15 protein-coding genes are annotated in these 17906 nt (G+C 43.8%); 7 read left to right on the forward strand and 8 right to left on the reverse strand.

Features of this window, described 5'->3' with window-relative positions:
• Positions 1-36: 36 nt before the first annotated feature.
• The 3 genes from AAGC65_RS01085 to AAGC65_RS01095 all read left to right on the forward strand — a co-directional run bounded on the left by AAGC65_RS01085 (position 37) and on the right by AAGC65_RS01095 (position 3815).
• A complete protein-coding gene (locus AAGC65_RS01085) occupies positions 37-2040 on the forward strand; it encodes a TonB-dependent receptor domain-containing protein (RefSeq protein ID WP_343110552.1) in 2004 nt (667 codons plus the stop codon).
• Between the two features lie 124 nt (positions 2041-2164).
• On the forward strand, positions 2165-3313 hold the full coding sequence (locus AAGC65_RS01090; RefSeq protein ID WP_343110553.1) for a cytochrome c peroxidase: 1149 nt from the start codon (positions 2165-2167) through the stop codon (positions 3311-3313).
• A 10-nt stretch (positions 3314-3323) separates the two neighbouring features.
• Positions 3324-3815 carry a molybdopterin-dependent oxidoreductase gene (locus tag AAGC65_RS01095; protein WP_343110554.1) on the forward strand — a complete coding sequence of 164 codons (492 nt, stop codon included), beginning with the start codon at positions 3324-3326 and terminating at the stop codon, positions 3813-3815.
• A 174-nt stretch (positions 3816-3989) separates the two neighbouring features.
• On the opposite strand, the gene AAGC65_RS01100 is transcribed toward AAGC65_RS01095, so the two are convergent.
• A complete protein-coding gene (locus AAGC65_RS01100) occupies positions 3990-4637 on the reverse strand; it encodes an ankyrin repeat domain-containing protein (RefSeq protein WP_343110555.1) in 648 nt (215 codons plus the stop codon).
• 315 nt (positions 4638-4952) lie between these two features.
• On the opposite strand from AAGC65_RS01100, the gene AAGC65_RS01105 reads away from it, so the two are divergent.
• Together AAGC65_RS01105 and AAGC65_RS01110 are read left to right on the forward strand one after the other, a co-directional pair.
• Positions 4953-7547: a DNA translocase FtsK 4TM domain-containing protein gene (locus AAGC65_RS01105; RefSeq protein ID WP_343110635.1), complete on the forward strand. Its 2595-nt coding sequence runs from the start codon at positions 4953-4955 to the stop codon at positions 7545-7547.
• Between the two features lie 71 nt (positions 7548-7618).
• Positions 7619-8296 carry an outer membrane lipoprotein carrier protein LolA gene (locus AAGC65_RS01110; RefSeq protein ID WP_343110556.1) on the forward strand — a complete coding sequence of 226 codons (678 nt, stop codon included), beginning with the start codon at positions 7619-7621 and terminating at the stop codon, positions 8294-8296.
• 213 nt (positions 8297-8509) lie between these two features.
• Here the strand turns inward: AAGC65_RS01110 and AAGC65_RS01115 are convergent, their stop codons facing one another.
• The 4 genes from AAGC65_RS01115 to AAGC65_RS01130 all read right to left on the reverse strand — a co-directional run bounded on the left by AAGC65_RS01115 (position 8510) and on the right by AAGC65_RS01130 (position 11372).
• Positions 8510-8761 carry a DUF1456 family protein gene (locus tag AAGC65_RS01115; protein WP_343110557.1) on the reverse strand — a complete coding sequence of 84 codons (252 nt, stop codon included), beginning with the start codon at positions 8759-8761 and terminating at the stop codon, positions 8510-8512.
• 15 nt (positions 8762-8776) lie between these two features.
• Positions 8777-10078: a DEAD/DEAH box helicase gene (locus AAGC65_RS01120; RefSeq protein ID WP_343110558.1), complete on the reverse strand. Its 1302-nt coding sequence runs from the start codon at positions 10076-10078 to the stop codon at positions 8777-8779.
• Between the two features lie 262 nt (positions 10079-10340).
• Positions 10341-10622, reverse strand: a complete 282-nt coding sequence (locus tag AAGC65_RS01125; protein ID WP_343110559.1) for a hypothetical protein — start codon at positions 10620-10622, stop codon at positions 10341-10343.
• 72 nt (positions 10623-10694) lie between these two features.
• Complete coding sequence (locus tag AAGC65_RS01130) at positions 10695-11372, reverse strand: pseudouridine synthase (protein WP_343110560.1); 678 nt, start codon at positions 11370-11372, stop codon at positions 10695-10697.
• A 133-nt stretch (positions 11373-11505) separates the two neighbouring features.
• Here AAGC65_RS01130 and AAGC65_RS01135 point away from each other — a divergent pair, with 133 nt between their 5' ends.
• Positions 11506-12657 carry a DUF5009 domain-containing protein gene (locus tag AAGC65_RS01135; RefSeq protein ID WP_343110561.1) on the forward strand — a complete coding sequence of 384 codons (1152 nt, stop codon included), beginning with the start codon at positions 11506-11508 and terminating at the stop codon, positions 12655-12657.
• Positions 12658-12815: 158 nt separating this feature from the next.
• On the opposite strand, the gene rlmF is transcribed toward AAGC65_RS01135, so the two are convergent.
• Positions 12816-13778: a 23S rRNA (adenine(1618)-N(6))-methyltransferase RlmF gene (gene rlmF / locus AAGC65_RS01140; RefSeq protein ID WP_407940652.1), complete on the reverse strand. Its 963-nt coding sequence runs from the start codon at positions 13776-13778 to the stop codon at positions 12816-12818.
• A gap of 23 nt (positions 13779-13801) precedes the next feature.
• Positions 13802-14272, reverse strand: a complete 471-nt coding sequence (locus AAGC65_RS01145; protein WP_343110562.1) for a nucleoside triphosphate pyrophosphohydrolase family protein — start codon at positions 14270-14272, stop codon at positions 13802-13804.
• Positions 14273-14608: 336 nt separating this feature from the next.
• Here AAGC65_RS01145 and AAGC65_RS01150 point away from each other — a divergent pair, with 336 nt between their 5' ends.
• The gene (locus tag AAGC65_RS01150; RefSeq protein WP_343110563.1) at positions 14609-14968 is read left to right on the forward strand and encodes a hypothetical protein; all 360 of its coding nucleotides are present in this window, start codon (positions 14609-14611) and stop codon (positions 14966-14968) included.
• Between the two features lie 131 nt (positions 14969-15099).
• Here the strand turns inward: AAGC65_RS01150 and AAGC65_RS01155 are convergent, their stop codons facing one another.
• Positions 15100-17853, reverse strand: a complete 2754-nt coding sequence (locus AAGC65_RS01155) for a glycoside hydrolase family 78 protein (RefSeq protein ID WP_343110564.1) — start codon at positions 17851-17853, stop codon at positions 15100-15102.
• Positions 17854-17906: the final 53 nt, after the last annotated feature.

Genomic DNA, 17906 nt, shown 5'->3' on the forward strand with positions numbered 1-17906 from the left:
CGTTATATTTTATTTTATATAACCAAAATCTAATCCATGAAAAAACCTTTACACTGCTTTTTTTCAATTTTCACTCTTGCTGCCCTCTCCACAACAAGCCTTAAGGCTCAAAATGCTGATACATCCAGGCATGTTTTTCAATTAGGCCAGGTTAATATCATTGGCACAAGGGATAGCCTGCGGTCCGACAAGCTGAGCTCCGGCACCATCAATCGCTATAACAGGCTTACGGTTTCAAATGCCTTAAACCTGCTACCCGGCATCACGCTAACAGCGGTAGGCCCACGTAATGAATCGGCAGTGAGTGTACGTGGTTTCGATGTACGATCGGTACCTATTTATCTGGATGGTATCCCACTGTATGTACCTTACGATGGCTATGTAGATCTGGCCCGGTTCAACACTTTTAACTTATCTGAAATACAGGTAGCCAAAGGCTATTCATCCGTATTATATGGCCCTAATGCCGAGGGCGGCGCTATCAACCTCATAAGCCGCAAACCGGTAAAGCCTTTTGAGCTTAACGCGGTTGCAGGCTGGCTAAGCGGCGGCTACAGGTTAAATACCAATATAGGCTCAAATTTGGGTAAATTCTATTATGAGGTTTCGGCGTCACAACTCAAACGCGACTGGTACCCGCTATCACATGATTTTAAACCTGTTAAAACTGAAGACGGCGGTCATCGCGACAATTCCTACAATAATGATGTGGCCGTAAGCGGTAAGGTAGGCTTTACCCCCACCGCCAACCAGGAATATGCCATAGGTTACAGCTACCAGCATGGCACTAAAGGTACACCCGTTTATGCCGGTAGCGATCCTTTAAACGCGCTGTTTAAAAGTCCGAGGTATTGGAAATGGCCAAACTGGGATACGCAAAGTCTTTACTTGCTGAGCAATAACCGCATTAACAGTACCAACGTAATTAAAACCCGCTGGTATTATGACCAGTTTAAAAACAACCTGCAAAGCTTTGACGATGCCTCGTACAGCACTATCACCAAGCCTTATGCCTTTACCAGTATATACAATGATTATACTCTGGGCAGCAGTATCATGTTTGAAAACACTTCGTTAAAGGACAACAGCTTTAGTCTGGCAGGCCATTTTAAACAAGATGTGCACCGCGAGCATAATGTTGGCGAACCTGTACGCCGCGATGCCGATAATAACTTTACCGTTGGCGCCGAGGATACTTATCATATCACATCTGCATTGAAAGCCAATGTTGGGCTTAGCTACATGAACAGGCGCAGCATTGATGCCCAGCAGTACACTAACAACGTAATAAGCGACCTGCCTGCTAACAACAACAGCGCCTGGAACCTGCAGGGCTTGTTACAATATGATATTGACAGCACCAACACCCTGAGCCTTTCTGTTGCCCGTAAAACCAGGTTTGCAACCATTAAAGACAGGTACTCATACCGTTTTGGCACTGCCATACCTAACCCTAACCTGAAAGCCGAAGATGCTTTAAATTACGACCTGAGCTACCGTACATTGCTGGTAGGTAAACTGAACATTCAGGCTTCATTATTTTACAGCAAGATCAACAACCTGATACAAACCGTAAACAACGTACAGGTTGATCCTAAAACCGGCACCCAGCAATCGCAGGTTCAAAATGTGGGCCGGGCAGAGTATTACGGCGCCGAATTTGCCATTGGCTATCCCATTGCCGATCAGTTAAGGATAGATGCTAACTACACCTACCTAAAACGCAAAAACTTGTCAAGCCCGACTATATTTCTGACAGATGTACCGCAGAACAAGGTGTTTGGATCGATCCAGTATACACCAATAAGCAAGTTATACATTATGGCCAGCGAAGAGTACAACTCCAAACGCTACAGCACCAGTTACGGTACTGTATCCGGAGCATTTTACCTGACCAATGTAAAAGCACACGTGACGCTAGTAAAAGGCTTTGCGATTGAAGGCGGCATAAACAATTTGTTCGACAGGAATTATACCCTGGTAGAAGGTTTCCCCGAAGCCGGAAGAAACTATTTTGCCAATGTGATATTTAATTATTGATAAATTAAAATTGATGAAAGAATAAGGACAAATGGACAAAAGACTTTTCAAAAACCCTCTTTCCGCCGAAGTCGAAGCGATGGTCAGGTGAGTTAATTGGCCAAATGTTTAATTAAATTTGATCATGAATATCAATAGAAAGCATAAAGCAATCATAAGTGCAAGGCTTCAAAAAAGCCGCGCTTTGTTTGTGCTGTTGCTATTCATGATCTTTTTATCCATCCTCAGCTTTACCCCAAACCCTATTGATACCGGAACTTACAATCTGGTATACCCTGCAAATTTTGGAAACCGCATTAGTATTCCGGCCGATAATCCTACAACCAAGCAAGGGGTTTATTTGGGCCGGATGCTGTTTTATGAAACCAAACTATCTGCCAATAATACCCTCTCCTGCGGTAGTTGTCATCAGCAAAACAAGGCATTTACAGATGGCCTGGCTTTTAGTAAAGGGGTTGACGGGGTGCTTACTCCACGCAATTCTATGTCGCTGGTTAATTTACTGTGGGCCAGAAAGTTTTTTTGGGATGGCCGGGCCACCGGGCTTGAAGAACAAGCCACCACCCCGCTTACCAATCCGCACGAGATGGGGCAGGCTTTGGCAATATCAGCCCAAAAGCTTAGTCAGACAAGCATTTATCCCCCATTATTTAAATTGGTTTACGGCGATAATGAGATCACCGGCGAACGTATTGTTAAAGCCGTATCCCAATTTGAACGTACACTCATCTCGGCCAATTCGCGTTATGATCGATACCTGCGCGGCACTTATCAGCCTACTGCCGATGAGTTAAAAGGCATGGAACTGTTCAACAATGCGCCACAGCCTGAAAAAGGCATTCGGGGAGCCAATTGTGGGCACTGCCACGGCGGACCAAAAACCTACATGGAGCTTTTTCACAACAATGGCTTAGACAGTATCCCAAAAGACGCGGGTATAGCTGCCCTGACAGGTTCTCCTGCAGACAAAGGCCGTTTTAAAGTACCCACCTTACGTAACATCGCCTTAACTGCGCCCTACATGCACGATGGCCGTTTTAAAACACTGGCAGAAGTCGTTGACCATTACAGTGACCACATACTGGAATCTGCTTCATTAAGTTCTTTCCTGCGTGGCGAATCAAATGAAGTTGGCGGCAAAAGCCTGAAACTACAACCGCTTGAAAAAAAGCAGATCATCGCTTTTTTAAATATGCTGACAGATAGTACTTTCATTAATAATCCCGAATTTGCAGATCCTAATTTATTAACTGCAAAAAATCAACATCATTAACAACATATCCATGAAAAAGCATTTTATAATAGCTTGTTTAGCTTTATTAAGTTTTACAGCCATCCCATTTATAACACAAGCACAAACCATCAAGGTAAGCGGCGAGGTTACTACTCCCCTAACTATTGATGCTGCCTACCTGCAAAAGTTTAACCCAACCACCGTAACCCGTAAAGACCGTGATGGTAAAGACCATACCTACACCGGTGTAATATTGGCCGAGATCCTGAAAAATGCCGGTGTTACCTTAGGCCCAGAATTGAAAGGCGAAAACCTGACCAAATACCTACAGGTAGAAGCCAGCGACGGCTACCAGGTGATATTCGCCCTGGCCGAACTGGATAAAAGTTATACCGACTGCATGATAATTCTTGCTGATAAGGTTGACGGCCAGCCCTTAGCCCCCGGCGATGGCCCCTACCGTATCATTGTTCAGGATGAAAAGAAACCCGCCCGCTGTATTAAACAGGTAACCGCCATGCAGGTACATTTTGTGAAATAGAATTAAATGTATCTAATTTTTGTCATTGCGAACAAAGTGTGGCAATCGCGAACTTTACAGAGGAAACTTGCTTAGTACGCGATTACTTCGTTCCTCGCAGCAATGACAAGTTTTCCAATTATATTGCTGTAGTATTGGATTACTTCGTTTCTTTCGATTTCAATTGAGAAAACCTTAACTCAAAATATCAGCGATCTCTTCAAACCCTTTTTCGCGGGCTAAGTCAGCAGGGAGTTTGCCGCCTTCCATGCGTACATTGGTTAGCGCGCCATGTTCAAGCAGTAAAATAAGCAAGTCAATATTGCCATGCTGGGCCGCGGTATGTAGTGGTGTAGCGCCCGCTTGCTGTTTCACATTTACCTCGGCACCATTATTCACCAGTACACGCGCAATCGCAGTATTATTATCGGCACAGGCCGAGTGTATGGGAAAAACCTGGAACCCATTGTTTGACGGGCGATTTACATCAGCTCCGCTAAGCACCAGGTAACGGGCTACAGCTTCGTGACCAAAATAACAGGCCAGTCCCAAAGCGGTAAAACCATCCGGCGCATAATCATCAATAGTGTTGTAGCTGGTTTCCACAAAATGCATTACTACTTCTAATTTACCGGCTGCTGAGGCTTCAAACAGGTTGATCTCGTTTACATACCTCAACAATACATCGGTAACCGCTGGCTTTTTATAATAACATGACAGCATCAGCGGCGAAACACCGTGGCTGGTGCGCGTAGTAGCCAGCGCAGGGCTTTGCATCAACAAGGCTTCCAGCTTACTTAAATCGGTAGTAGTAATGTATTCTTCCAGCGTCTCTATACTCATTATTTATTTAGGTAATATGCGTTTTTGTTAGATACGCGAATAATAAACCCACTTAGCAGGCGCATAATCTCATGGTTTTCAATAATACTAAAAAATTAAAAATACAACTAAATATTTGTTTAATCTGCTAACTTTATAAGAAGTAAATTCGAATTTGAGATGTTCGATTAAGCCATTTATTAAGTATAATAGGCCTTAAATCCAAAATCAAACCTCCCAAATCCGAAACTCTCAAAAAGTGAATATGTTGTTTTTGCAAAGTTTACATAGGTGAAATTTTATGTAAGTTTGCAGTTAAAGGATGTTACATCAGCGATGCCGGTAAAAGGAAATCAGTTTAAATCAAATAGTTTTAAGGACGAGAATCAGCCCCGCCAAACGGGAAAAGCTGATAAAGAGCGTATCAGCAAACGGCGGCTTCCGAGCTTGCCCCAGTTTGATATGGAGAATGGCCGTGCCATAAAAATAGCAGGCCTACTGTCGCTTTTAATGTCTATATACTTTCTTATAGCGTTCACCTCTTACCTGTTTACCTGGCAGGAAGATCAGAGTTATATTGCAAGCACCAACGGTGGCTGGCACAACCTGGCTACCGGCAAAACAGTACAGGAAATTGCCGATAATGGTGGTAACCCGCAAATAGCGCAAAACTGGCTGGGTAAATTTGGAGCGCTGTTAAGCAACCAATTCATTTACGAATGGTTCGGGATAGCATCGTTCCTGTTTGTGCTTGTATTTTTTGTATTGGGCTACCGTCTGCTTTTTAAAGTGAAGCTGTTTTCTATCACCAAAACAATCGCCTATTCGCTTTTTTGCATTGTATTTATATCCATCTCCATAGCTTATTTTCACGCATTTATTATTGATTATCCGCATTATTTGGAGGGTGGCTTTGGCTTTTGGTGCAACCGCCTGCTTGACGCGCAGATAGGCCCGGCAGGTACAGGCGGTTTATTGGTATTTGCCGCATTGGCCGTACTGGTGATTGCCTATAATATCGACTTTAAACTGCCTGCACGTAAACAAAAAGCCGAAGCGGCAATGGCTGTAGATAACGCGGCCCCTGTGCCTGCTGATGTGGATGAAGAAGAAAACGAAGAGGAAGAAGAACCAAGCATTCCGCTGGAATGGCCTCGCGGAGGTACAAACCGGGTTAAAGATATGCTGGCCAGTCAGCAGGAAAATACGGTAAAACCCGAGCCCCTTAAACAGCAACCCCTGGTGCAAACCCCGATTTATCACGAGCCTGTAGTATTAACACCAAGTACCCAACATGAGCCCGAAGAGGAAACCGAGATACCGCTTACCATTGATGTAAACCGCCCGCTGCCCGAGCTGAGTGTGGAGCAAGCTGATGATGTTAAAGCTAAAGACCTGGTGAGCCAGTTTGGTATTTATGACCACCGACTTGATCTGGCATCGTACAAATTCCCGCACCTTGAATTGCTGGAAAACCACGGCTCAAACAAAATATCAGTTAACGCCGAGGAACTGGAGGCCAACAAAAACAAAATTGTTGAAACCCTGAACCATTACAACATCGAGATTGATAAGATCAAAGCTACCATAGGGCCCACGGTTACATTGTACGAGATCATTCCAGCACCAGGTGTGCGTATCTCCAAGATCAAGAATCTGGAAGATGATATTGCCTTAAGCTTAGCCGCTTTGGGTATTCGTATCATTGCTCCTATGCCGGGCAAGGGAACCATAGGTATTGAGGTACCGAATCAGAATCCCGAGATGGTGTCGATGCGCTCTATCCTATCGACAGAGAAATTCCAGACCACCACGATGGATCTGCCGATTGCGTTGGGTAAAACTATATCAAACGAAGTATTTATTGCTGATCTGGCTAAGATGCCACACTTACTGGTAGCGGGTGCTACCGGTCAGGGTAAATCGGTTGGTATCAATGCCATATTGGTATCGCTGTTGTTTAAAAAGCACCCCGCCGAACTTAAATTTGTATTGGTTGACCCTAAAAAGGTAGAGCTTACGCTTTTCCGCAAAATTGAAAGGCACTTTTTGGCTAAACTGCCTGATGAGGCCGACGCCATTATTACCGATACCAAGAAAGTGGTGAACACCCTCAATTCGCTTTGTATTGAGATGGATCAACGTTACGACCTATTGAAAGATGCACAGGTACGTAACCTGAAAGAGTATAACGCCAAGTTTGTTAACCGCAAAATAAGCGATCCGGAAAAACACCGTTACCTGCCTTTTATTGTATTGGTGATAGACGAGTTTGCCGATTTAATGATGACCGCCGGTAAAGAGGTGGAAATGCCAATTGCCCGTATTGCCCAGCTGGCCCGTGCGGTAGGTATTCACCTGGTTATTGCCACACAAAGGCCATCGGTTAATATTATTACAGGTACTATTAAAGCCAACTTCCCGTCAAGGCTGGCATTCAGAGTGCTATCCAAGATAGATTCACGTACCATCCTGGATGCAGGCGGCGCAGACCAGCTGATTGGTCGCGGGGATATGTTATTCAGTACAGGCAGCGATTTGATACGCCTCCAATGCGCCTTTGTGGATACGCCTGAGGTAGAAGCCATCTCCAACTATATTGGTGAGCAGCGCGGCTACCCTACTGCTCTACTATTGCCTGAATACCTGGGTGAGGGCGAAACCAGCAGCGCCAAAGAATATGATCCGGATGATCGTGACCCGATGTTTGAAGAAGCCGCGCGCCTCATTGTAATGCATCAGCAAGGCTCAACCTCATTGATACAGCGTAAAATGAAACTTGGCTACAACCGTGCAGGTCGTATTATTGACCAACTGGAAGCTGCCGGTATCGTCGGCGCTTTTGAAGGCAGCAAAGCCCGTGACGTGCTATATCCTGACGAGTACAGCCTAGAACGCTACCTGGAAACACTTCAAAAACCTAAGGATTAAACCAAACACCATTTAATTGCTCTAAACCAATAACTATTGCTGATAATAGTTGTTGACGAATAAAAACACTAATGAAAAAGCTATTCTTATATTCCATTTTAGCGCTAAGCACCTGCAGTACTGCTTTCGCCCAAAAAGATACACAGGCTAAAACCATATTAAGCCAGGTAAGCCAGAAATACAAATCATACGATGCTATAAAAACAGATTTTAGTTTCACGCTGGATAATCCGCAGGCTGGTGTTAAGGAAACCCAGACTGGCACCTTGATATCAAAAGCTAAAGCGGGCAAATACAAGGTTACCCTATATACCTCGGCTACTGCCAAAGATGTAGACAAGGAGATCATCAGCGATGGTAAAACTCAGTGGACCTACCTCAAAAAAGATAAAGAAGTACAAGTAGGCGATGCCCCCAAAGGCGGCGACGGCGTAAACAACCCATCGCAAATTTTCACCATATACGAACACGGTTATAAATACCTGTACACCGGCGAACAAAAGGTAGCCGGCAAAGCATACCAAGCCATTGACCTTACCCCCGAAAACGATAAGCAAAATATTTTCAAAGTGCGCCTGCTGATTGATAAAGAGAAAAAACAGATATACAGCGCGCAACTATTTGATAAAAACGGCAACAAGTACAGCTACACCGTACGCAGCTTTACCCCCAACGCCCCAATTGCCGATAACGCTTTTGCCTGGGATGCTAAAGCACACCCCGGTGTTGAAGTAGTTGACCTGCGATAAGAAAGTTTTACGTTAGACGTAGTACGTTTTACGTTGATATAAAAAGAGCGATGGTAAAACCATCGCTCTTTTTATTTGTTACCTTCTCGTCATGCCGAACTTGTTTCGGCATCCCACAGGACAAGCAGCCACTATACTAAAAACCTTGCATGTGAGGTGCCGAAACAAGTTCGGCATGACGATAAAAACGTATCACGTCAAACGTAAAACCCCTTAATTTCCCTCCGGTTTAGGTACCCTTTTATCCGGCATAGGCCCGCGATGATGAATGATCAAACCATTCAGGAAATTACGGAGTATCTGATCGCCGCAAGGTTTAAAATTAGGGTGATCATCGGCACGAAATATGGCGCCCAGTTCTGTTTTGGTGATCCGGAAGTTAACCAGCGCCAAAACTTTTATAATATCATCGTCGGTAAATTTCATAGCTACACGTAGCTTTTTCATGATATCATTATTGCTCATGCTTTTATCGGTTTATTATCTTGAAATATCTATTTTAACTTTTTTGTTTTTGATCTTCTCGCCTTTGAGTAATTGTACCGCGCGCTCAATGCGGTTACGTTTTACAGCCGCGTATGATGAATGATCAAGCACCTCTATCAGGCCAACATCTTCTTTGGCCAGTTCGGCTTTTTTAAGCAGCAGGCCAACAATATCAACCTTATTTACCTTATCCTTTTTACCCGCGGCAACATATAGCGTGGCCCAGGGCGATAAGGGTGGCAACTGCGGATGTTCGGGCAACTCTTCAATCTCCGGCATTTCCCGCAAATAAGCAGGCTTTTCATCGGGCGATAATATCAGGTATGAAGTACCTTTGGCGTGCATACGGGCGGTGCGGCCGTTGCGGTGGGTATAGGCCTCTTCGGTATGTGGCAGTTGATAATGTATCACATGCTCAATTTCGGGTATATCCAATCCGCGCGAGGCCAGATCAGTAGTGATGAGTAAACGATGGCTACCGTTCCTGAATTTTAATAATGCTCGCTCACGGTCGTCCTGCTCCATGCCGCCGTGAAATATATCATGCGGCAGCCCGCGATCATATAACAGATCACTGATACGCTCCACCGCTTCACGGTGATTGCAGAATACCAGCGTGGCATTATCTCCGATTTTACAAATGAGAGCAAACAAGGCATCCAGTTTGTCGGCAGCTTCGGCAATTACAGCTTTCTGTTTCAGATCGGGCGTTGAAGCAGCATTGGTAAGATAATCCAGCTCAATGGGCTTTACCATGCCCGTAAATGCCGGAATTTCATCCATACGGGTAGCCGAGGTGAGTATCCGTTTTTTGATAGCCGGCATTTGCCTGATGATATAGGTCATATCCTCCTGAAAGCCAAATTCAAGCGCTTTATCAAACTCGTCCAGTATCAGCGTATGAATGGTATCTGTGCTAAAACTTTCACGGCGCAGGTGATGTGCTATACGGCCTGGTGTACCTATTAATACAGTAGGCGGCTGAGACAGGCTATTCAATTCAATTTTTACCGAATGACCACCATAACAGCAGTTCACTTTAAAGCCGCTACCTATGGCCCTGAAAACCTGTTCAATTTGCAAAGCCAGCTCACGCGATGGTACCATAATGAGCGCCTGCACGGTTTGCAACTCCGGATCAAGTAAACTTAATAAAGGTAGCAAAAAGCCCAGCGTTTTACCTGAGCCCGTAGGCGAGAGCAATATCACATCACTTTTTTTGGCTGCGCTTATCGCGGCCTCCTGCATAGGGTTAAGAGCATTTATCTTGAGGTTCAGGAGGGCTTGCTTTATCATTATCTGTGTTGGATTGTGCGCAAAGATAAGGTAAATAAAATGGGGCTTTAAATTTTGATACGCCGGACGCAAAAGACTCACCCCGCCTACGCTTCGCTGGGCGACCCTCTCTTCGCCTTTGGCGCAAAGAGGGTTGAAACAAAATTGTCATTGCGAGCGTAGCCTGGCAATCGCGAATATGTATAGCTCGTGATTGCTTCGTCGTTCCTTACAGCTATGACATTAATAGATTACTTTTCTTTCTACTAAAGACGAGAAAAACTTAATCAATCTGCTGATCTTCCAGTTCCTGGCGGGTTTTATCCTGAATGTAGGTTGCTATTTCTGATGCCTGCTCATGTGTCAGATCGCCGAGGGCGGTGTACTCCCATTGGCGCATATTATCGTCAAAAACAATTTCGCCCAGGTTAACCTTTCCGTCTTTCAACCTAAATACTCCGGTTGCCTGTAAAGTACCTCCAGGCAGGGTTTTGGTTATTGGATCTATTGTTATAATACGCTCTCCATCAGTGGTATATAAACTATACTTTGCCGGCTTAATCATCTTTTTTACATGTATGTATAAGTTACAATTACCGGCGTTTTTTGTTTATTTATTCAGTTAAAAATGAAGTATTTACCAACCCATAATTTGCATTACCCGCTCAAACTCAGGCTGCAGCCCGGCATTAATTTGCACACTTTGGCCAGTAAGCGGATGTGTAAAAGTTAGTTGCGACGCATGCAGCAACATGGTATTCATATCCCAGGTTTCGGTAAACAGCTTATTTTGCTTGTTGCAGCCATGCGTACGGTCGCCAATAATGGGATGAAAAATATGGCTGAAGTGTTTGCGCAGCTGGTGCATACGCCCGGTAGTTGGTACAGCCTCCACCAGCGAATAACGTGATGTAGGGTGCTTGCCCAAGGCGATATCCAGTTCGGTACGTTTTAGGGTGGTATATTGAGTAAAGGCATCCTGTAAAGTGCCGTTCTCTTTGCGTAAAGGATAATCAATATCTTCCTGATCAGGCGTGTGGCCGCGCACTATGGCCAAATATTTTTTATGCACCTGATTTTCCATAAACTGCTGCTGCATGGCCACCTCGGCCTGTTTGTCCAATGCAAAAAGCAGTATGCCTCCTGTTTTACGGTCGATGCGATGCGCGGGGTTTACCTTTTGCCCTATCTGGTCGCGTAATAGTTGCAGGGCAAACTCACTGGCATCGGCAGCTATGGGCGACCGGTGTACCAGCAAACCATGCGGTTTATTGATAGCAATCAGGTGTTCATCCCGGTATATGATCTCTAACATCGGCTCTGTTTCAAACGGCGAAGTTACAACGCTTCGTAACAATTTTATTTTATAAAGTATGATTGGTTAAAAAAATATTTTAAATAGTGCGCTTTTTATATCTTTAGTAAATCACTAAATCTCTTTCATAAAAATGACCACTACAACAAGCTCATCAACAGGTGTTACAGCGCCTGATGATATTAACACAGCGCCAACGCGCTTATTTTCTTTAGATGCCCTGCGCGGGTTTGATATGTTTTGGATCATGGGTGGCGAAGAGATTTTCCATACCCTGGCGAAGGCCACCAAATCACCATTTTGGGAGGCTGTAGCCCTGCAATTTACCCACCCTGATTGGAACGGTTTTCATTTGTACGACCTCATATTTCCCCTGTTCCTGTTCATGGCTGGAGTATCAACACCGTTTTCGGTAGGCCGCGAACTGGAAAAAGGCAAAAGCAAGCAACAACTCACCATCAGGGTAATTAAAAGGGCGCTGATATTGGTACTGCTTGGCCTGGTGGTAAACAATGGCCTTACTATAATGCCTATATCCCAAATACGTTTTGCCAGTGTGCTGGGCCGTATTGGTATAGCCTACATGTTTGCCAATATCATTTATCTGTACAGTAAAGAACGTATGCAGATGGTATGGTTCGCGTTTTTTATTATCGGTTACTGGTTGTTATTAAAATTTACATCGGCACCGGGCTTTCCGCATGGCGATTTGACCATGCAGGGTAACTTTGCCTCATACATGGACCGCATGATATTACCGGGCAGATTATACCTGGGTATTCATGACCCTGAAGGTTTATTCTCAACTATCCCGGCTATCAGTACCGGTTTACTGGGAATTTTAACCGGGCAACTGTTGAAGAAAACAGGCATCAGGCAAATACGAAAAGTAAGTATTATGGCCGTTACCGGTGTGATATTCCTGATCATAGCACAAATATGGAATTTAGATTTTCCGATCAATAAAAACCTGTGGAGCAGCTCATTCGTGATGCATGTAGGCGGTATAAGCCTGCTGCTGATGGCCTTCTTCTATTATATTATTGACGTGCTGGGTTACAAAAAGTGGGCCTTTTACTTTAAGGTGATCGGTATGAATTCTATCCTTATCTACATATCTGGCCACTTTATCAAATGGCAATACACTACCAACGGCTTTTTTGGCTGGATAGGCCAGCTGATTGGCGACCCATACAATATTGTAGTAATGGCTGTTTGCTTTGTAATGGTAAAATGGGTGTTCCTGTACTATTTATACCAGAAGAAAACATTTTTGCGTGTGTGACCGCTGATGGGTGTGATTGCGCTGATTGCTGACCGTTGATGCAAAAATGATTACGCTGATTTCGTTGATTTTCTAAGTCCTGATAAGATCAGCCCAATCTATTTAATCAAAACAAAATCAATAGTCAAGCATCAGCGAAATCAACGTAATCAAAAAAATCAACGGTCTTTCCAATTTTGCCTGTCTTCGGCGGAAAGGAATGTCCAGGCCATGATGCGGCTTACCTTTTGGCCTTGCGACATGTTGATGGTTTGAACATCTGTCGCCCCTGCTTTTTGCAGCGCGTTGTATAATATGCGCAGGTTTTCTTTTTTTGATACCAGCGTGGTAAACCAAAGGCATTGTTTACCAAAATGGGTACTTTGAGCAGCCATTTGTTTTAAAAACGCGGCTTCGCCGCCTGGATACCATAACTCCGCATTTTGACCGCCAAAGTTAAGCACCGGTTCTTTTTCCTTACCTGCTTTCAGTCCAAGGTTATTCCATTTACGGCGCGAACCTTCGGCCGCTTCTTTGATAGATGCGTGAAATGGTGGATTGCAGATGGTAAGATCAAACCGCTCTCCGGGCTTTATGGCAAATAAGAATATATCGGCCCGGTGTTTTTGCAGGCGCAGCTCAATGGCGTTTTTTAGATCTTCATTACCATCAATAATGCCTTTTGCTGATTGAAGTGCTTCTTCGTCAATATCAACACCTACAAAGCTCCAGCCATACTCCTGATGACCTATAATGGGATATACACAGTTTGCCCCTACCCCTATATCGAGCACTCTTACTTTTTTTCCTTTCCGGATAACAGCATTATTTGTTGTAGCCAGCAGATCGGCAACGTAATGAATATAATCTGCCCGGCCCGGGATAGGCGGACATAAATAGCCGGCAGGAATATCCCAATAGTCTATGTGGTAATGCTGTTTAAGCAGTGCCCGGTTCAGCATTTTTACAGCATCGGGATTGGCAAAATTGATGGTTTGATTATCGTACTGATTTACGGTAACAAAAGGCCTCAATTTCGGCACAGCTTTGGTCAACGCTTTAAAATCATACCCCATGCGATGCCTATTACGCGGGTGCATGGTCTCTTTTATTTCTGACGGGTTTGGGGTTGATTCTGGCAAGTTTCTTTATTTTAAGTATGATATTATCCTACAATGCTGCCCAAATTGGCAGGTGAATAGTTAATGGATTTTAATGTCTTATTATCAGCAGTACGATACACCAGGAACAAACCGTCTATCTCTTTATAATGCGATTCGGTGCCTGCCGTGTTACGATAATGCTCAATGGTTTGATTAGCTTCTTCTACCGTTTTACAAGCTTTGCTCATGTTTGAACGGTGCACCTCATCAAACAATTCTTTAAATTTTTCGCCCAGGCCAAATTCCAACACTGCGCCCGATAATACGTATTGCAGATCGCAAAGGGCATCGGCTATCTCAACCAGGTTGTTATCGTTCACTGCCTCCTGTAACTCTTTCAATTCTTCGGCCAGTAACTCTATACGCAACTGACTACGTTCTTTCGAGGGTATTTGAGGCGAAGCAACAATAGGATGTTTAAAGGTGCTGTGAAATTCAGCTACCTGGTTTAAGGAATTTAAATCTTTGATCATGGGCATTAAAGTATTTATAGCCTGCAAAGTTATCAATTAACCTAAAAGCTTTCTAAAAATCATTTGCTGTTTGGTGGTTCAAGGCTTTTATCTGAACAAATTTTAATAAATAATAATTTCAACCAAGATAAAACTATACTATCATCATAATCTGTAATTAGCGATAAAAGACAAAATTAACGCCTTAAAATGAGTCAGATAGCTTGTTAATTCAATAAAAATTGCTTAACATTGATTATGGTTGTTAACACAAACATAATATTAAAGTCACTATTTATTAACCTAAATTTGCAGCGAAAAATAAATCTAACAAGCTGAATTTCCTTATACCACAATATGAAGAATAATAAGAATAAACCTGCCGGTAAAGAGGCCCGCAAGGCCCTGAAGAAACAATTAAACGATAAACTTTTTGCCCAGATCAAAATCGTAGTAAGCGAATTTGAGCCCGATTTTAAAAAGGTGAACAAAGCTGTTGAAAAAGCTGCAAAAAACTTAGCTAAAACATTGGCAACCAAAATAAGCACGGAAAATACTGCTGCTGCCGAAAAACCAGCAAAGGATAAAAAGCATGCAGCAGCAACTGAAGTTAAGGTTCCAGAGGCCGCGGCAGCTAAAACAACTGCTGATAAAAAAACCGCACCAGCTACTAAAACTGCCACTAAAAAGAAAGCGGAAACCGAAGACGCAAAATAATATCGTTTAGCAAACAAAAAGAGGCCGTTAATAGCGGCCTCTTTTTGTTTTATGACTTATATTAATCTTCTACATCTAAAAGTCTTTTGTCCCAAAGCCCAGCAGTCTTTCAATCCTTTGTCCCAAAGTTTCTATTTAGCCCTGTCCTTTGCTTTTTCCTTCGGCATAATCCAGGGATAGCTAAAAGTGTAATCCCCGGAGCCAAGTCTTACGGTTGCTCCTTCATCATTTTTCTCAGCAGTAACATTAAATGATCCTGCAATGGGTTTACCATCAGCCTTAACCTCTTCCGGATGTGCAGATGGTAAGGTAACTTCGGCCGTTGAATTCACCGGTATCTTAACATGCACCTGCATAGTTCCATTGTTTACTTCCCATGATGATAATATCTGCCCGTACATGGTTTCGAGGGATGCCCTGGCAAAGCTAACCTTACGGTGAGGTGGTTCAGGCTTAATAACAATGTGCTTGTAGCCCGGTGCTCCTACTTGTAAACCCGCCATTTGCTGATACATCCAGTCGCCTACAGCACCATAGGAATAGTGGTTAAAAGAGTTCATGCTTTTATCTTGGAAGGTACTATCAGTTTTAATACCATCCCAACGCTCCCAAATAGTAGTTGCACCCATTTTTACCGGATACAGCCATGATGGATATGTTTTTTGCAACAACAGATCATAAGCTACATTACTGTATCCATTTTGCGATAACACCTGGCACAAATAAGGTGTACCCAAAAAGCCCGTAGATAAGTGATTATTCCTTCTGCGTACATCATCAACCAAATAAGCTGCCGCTTTGGCTTTCAGACTATCAGGTATTAAATTAAATTTTAAAGCCAGCACATAGCCCGTTTGCGAATCGGCAAATACCCGGCCGGTTGGTGTAATGTAATTATGGATAAACGCCTTTTTTACTTCCTCATAAATATCGCCGTACTTTTTCTCGTCGGCAGTATTCCCTAAAGCACCTGCAGCCTGGCTCAGCAATTTGGAAGAGTATGCGTAAAATGCGGTAGCGATCAGATCGGGATCGGTATAGCCATTAGGTTCAGAAAAATCGTAGATGCCGGGGCGATAAAACAGCCAATCGCCAAATAAGCTGCCGCCATGCCAAATGTGTTTTTCGCCCGCCTTTTTAACTATATAATCTACATAGGCTTTCATACTGGGGTATTGCACTTTCAGAATGTTTTTATCTGCATAAACCTGGTACATTGTCCACGGTACAATAACGGAAACATCCCCCCAGCCTGCCGATGTAGCACTGTTGGTTGGTAAATTATCGGGTACCACAAAAGGTATCCCTCCACCCGGAAACTGATCAGCAGCTACATCTTTCATCCATTTGGCAAAAAACGGAGCTACCTGCATATTAAAGGCAGCCGTACGCGAAAAAACCTGCGCATCACCCGTCCAGCCTAAACGCTCATCACGCTGTGGGCAATCCGTCGGAATATCTAAAAAGTTATCCTTTTGACTCCATTGAATATTGTGCTGCAGCTTATTGATCATGGTATCTGAACAAGTGAAATTGCCGGTTATAGGCAGATCAGAGTGAACAACCACTGCCGTAAAATTTTCGGGCTTCAATTCGCCGGGGAAACCCTCAACAGCTATATAGCGGAAACCCATGAAAGTAAAATGCGGCTCAAAAGTTTCAACACCGCCACCCTTTAAGGTGTAATTGATACTGGCTGTTGCTGAGCGTAGGTTGGCTGTGTAAAACTCGCCAAACTTATCCAATACCTCAGCATGGCGTATATTAACTGTTTGCCCTGCCTGGCCGCTTACTTTCAGGCGTACCCAGCCGGTAAGGTTTTGTCCAAAATCAACAATTTGAATGCCTTTTGAGCTTTTAAATATAGCTATAGGTTTTATCTCCTGAATTTTACGCACGGGGACGCTTTGTACACCAACCAGCATTTTATTATCAAAGCTCACTTCGTGCACGGCCTGCCAGTTGGCATCATTAAATCCTTTCATATCCCAACCTGCCATTTCTTTGCGGGCATCATAATTTTCGCCATCATAAATGCCATCAAGCGTGATAGGCCCATTTTGGGTACTTTTCCAGGAGTTGTCAGAGTTGATGTATTCAACCGTTCCGTCAGCGTAAGTAATTTGCAGCTGGCATAGTAGCGCCAGTTTTTTACCCCAAACTCCCCATTGACTGGCAAAACCAGTTGTGCCGCGAAACCAGCCATCTCCCACCATAGCTCCTACTACGTTATCCCCCTGCTGCAACATGGAGGTAATATCGTAAACCTGGTACTGCAGGCGTTTTTTATACTCCGTCCATCCGGGGGTAAGTTGCTGTTCACCTACTCTTTTACCATTTAAATGCAATTCATATAAACCATGAGCGGTAGCATAAGCCCGGGCCGAAATTATCTTTTTTGACAACGTAAATTGCTTGCGAAGCATTAGCGCAGGCATTTTACGCGATGTATCTTGCATAGGCTGAACCCAGGTGGCTTTCCAGTCGGTAGGTAAAAGTAAACCCGTTTCAAAATAGGTGGGTTTGCTCCAGGCAGATGCATGGTTGTGGTTATCCCAAACCTTTACCTGCCAGTAATAACGCGTGCTTGATTTTAGGGCGGTTCCGTTATAAGTGATCAAAACAGACGAATCGGTATTTACCTTACCTGTATTCCACACTGTTTTCGAGGATGAGAAAGTCGCGTCTGTTGCAACCCGGATATTATAGGCCTGCTGCATGGTGTTTGTTTGCGGGGTATTTATTTTCCAGCTCAGGCGGGGATGCAGCATATCTATACCCATCGGATTAGTCAGGTACTCGCAGGTTAAACTTTCAACAACAGGCGTTTGTGCCATGCACATCACCGGGAAGGCAAGCAATAGATAAAGAAATATACGCTTCATGATTTAAATTGGTAAATCAAGTATATCAATTGTATTTTGAAATGGCAACCCCG

It is taken from the genome of Mucilaginibacter sp., assembly GCF_039207105.1.
Lineage (GTDB): Bacteria > Bacteroidota > Bacteroidia > Sphingobacteriales > Sphingobacteriaceae > Mucilaginibacter.